The following is a 499-nucleotide window of genomic DNA, read 5'->3' as shown; positions in this document are numbered from 1 at the left end:
GTGGCGACGTCGTTCCCCGGGGCGGCCGGTGCCGCGGCGCGCGACGGTTCGCGCACGGGCAGCGGGGCCGGGGCGACGGGCGGGAGGAAGGGTTCGGTGGGCCGGCCGTCGACGCGCAGGGCGTCGGTGGCGGTCGGGCGGTGGCGCGCGGTCCAGAACGCCTCGGCCGACGTCCGCTCGGGGACCGGGGAGTCGCGCACGTGCCGGGGCTTGCGGCCCGACCGCGGCAGGATGTCCTGCGCCGCAGCGGAGCTGCGCGGAGCCGGCGGGGTGCGGCGCGGCATCAGGGCGCCGCCGTCGCCGGTCGCGACGGGCGTGAACGCCTCCCCCGCGAGGGCGGCGAGGTCGGGCAGGACGGGCGCCGCGTCACGGCCCGGGACGGGCTGCAGCCCGGTCGGGACCTCGTGCGCCGCACCGGACGGGTGGGCCGCGGGGGCGTCGGTCGCGGGGGTGTCGGGCGCGGTCGCGTCGGGCGTCGCGGTGGCCCCCTTCTTGCGGC

At 82.0% G+C, this 499-nt stretch carries 1 pseudogene; it reads right to left on the bottom strand.

Features of this window, described 5'->3' with window-relative positions:
• Positions 1-499 (bottom strand): annotated as a pseudogene (locus GTR02_RS22110) (hypothetical protein); the annotation flags it as partial.

It is taken from the genome of Kineococcus siccus (assembly GCF_009906795.1).
Lineage (GTDB): Bacteria > Actinomycetota > Actinomycetes > Actinomycetales > Kineococcaceae > Kineococcus > Kineococcus siccus.
The sequence above is the reverse complement of the archived record's forward strand: the minus strand, read 5'-3'. Positions and strand labels throughout refer to the sequence as shown.